At 49.9% G+C, this 1887-nt stretch carries 1 protein-coding gene; it reads left to right on the plus strand.

Translation table 11 applies throughout. From position 1 onward, the window contains the following. Window positions 1-142: 142 nt before the first annotated feature. A complete protein-coding gene (gene leuA, locus A918_RS0109995) occupies window positions 143-1849 on the plus strand; it encodes a 2-isopropylmalate synthase (protein ID WP_022710926.1) in 1707 nt (568 codons plus the stop codon). The last annotated feature ends 38 nt before the right edge of the window (window positions 1850-1887 follow it).

The raw sequence follows: 1887 nt of genomic DNA on the forward strand, positions 1-1887 counted from the left end.
AGAGCCGTCAGACTCATGCTCCGGTCAAAGAATCCGTTTCGATTGTGCCCGATTTTTCTGCATCTTCATTCTATAATTGAGCAGACAGGGCGTGTTTAAGGCGGCTGTATATTGCAGTTGCTGTGGCTGATGAGACTTTAAAATGACCAATATTATTTCCGCTTCCAAATCCCCTCGCAAAGGCATGCCGATTGCGGCTGAAAAATACACGCCGTTCAGAACCACTGTTTTGCAGGATCGCCAGTGGCCTTCAAAAATGATCGAAAAGGCACCGATCTGGTGTTCGGTTGATCTGCGTGATGGCAATCAGGCGCTGATTGACCCGATGGGTCATGACCGCAAGGCACGTATGTTCCAGTTGCTGATGGATATGGGCTTTCCGGAGATTGAAATCGGCTTTCCGTCCGCTTCCCAGACTGATTTTGACTTCTGTCGCTGGGCGATTGAAGAAGGCAATGTGCCGGATGATGTGGATTTGCAGGTGCTGGTGCAATGCCGTCCGGAATTGATTACCCGCACATTTGAAGCGCTGGAAGGCGCTAAGACCCCGATTATCCATTTCTACAATTCCACCAGTGAGTTGCAGCGCCGCGTTGTGTTCGGCAAGGATGTTGCCGGTATCAAGCAGATTGCTACTGATGCCGCCAAGATGATTATGGATATGGCTGCGAAAGCCGGCGGCGGCTATCGTTTCCAATATTCACCGGAAAGCTTTACCGGCACCGAGCTGGAAGTGGCTTTGGAAATCTGTAATGCGGTGACGGAAATCGTTAAGCCGACAGCGGAAAACAAGCTGATCCTCAATCTGCCGTCCACGGTGGAAATGAACACGCCGAATGTCTATGCCGATCAGATCGAATGGATGTGCCGTAATCTGGATAATCGTGAAAACCTGATTATCTCTCTGCATCCGCATAATGATCGCGGTACAGGTATTGCGGCAACCGAACTGGGCCTGATGGCCGGTGCTGACCGCGTGGAAGGCACATTGTTCGGTAACGGTGAACGCACCGGTAACGTGGATGTGGTGACACTGGCGCTGAACATGTTCACGCAGGGCATTGATCCTGAACTGGATTGCTCGGACATCAACCGCATGAAGGAAGTGTACGAATATTCCAACCAGCTGGTTATTCCTGAGCGTCATCCTTATGTCGGTGAGCTGGTTTATACTGCGTTTTCCGGTTCGCATCAGGATGCGATCAATAAGGGCATGAAAGCCAAGAAAGGTGCGAACACGCCGGTCTGGGAAGTACCTTATCTGCCGATTGATCCGCAGGATGTCGGCCGTTCCTATGAAGCGATCATCCGTATTAACTCCCAGTCAGGTAAAGGCGGTATCGCTTATATTCTGCAGCAGGATTACGGTCTGAATATTCCGCGCAAAATGCAGGTAGAATTCCGCGAAATCATTCAGCAGATTACGGATGATGAAGGAAAAGAGCTGCAGGCACCGCGCATTTATGAAGAGTTCAAGAAAGCCTATGTGAGCCAGCCAGGTTCGCGTCTGGAATTTGTTGACCACCACACTTTTGCGGATCCGGACAATAAGTCTGTCCGTATTATGCAGGCCGAGATCATTGATAATGGTGTGACCAAGACCATTGAAGGGCGCGGCACCGGCCCTGTGGATGGCTTTATTGATGCCCTGTCAAAACATATCAGCATTGATATTTCCGTGGCCGATTATTCGGAACATTCGCTTCAGCGCGGTTCTGATGCTTCTGCGATCAGCTATGTGGAACTGTCACATCCGCAGGGTTCTGTGTTTGGTGTTGGTGTGAACCATAATATTGTGACGTCATCGCTTGCTGCGATTGTTTCCGCCGCAAACCGTCTGATTAAATAAGATCACTCTGAGTGATACTAAAAAGGCCTGAAACTATA

The sequence above is a fragment of the Pseudochrobactrum sp. AO18b genome (assembly GCF_000409565.1).
Classification (GTDB): Bacteria; Pseudomonadota; Alphaproteobacteria; order Rhizobiales; family Rhizobiaceae; genus Pseudochrobactrum; species Pseudochrobactrum saccharolyticum.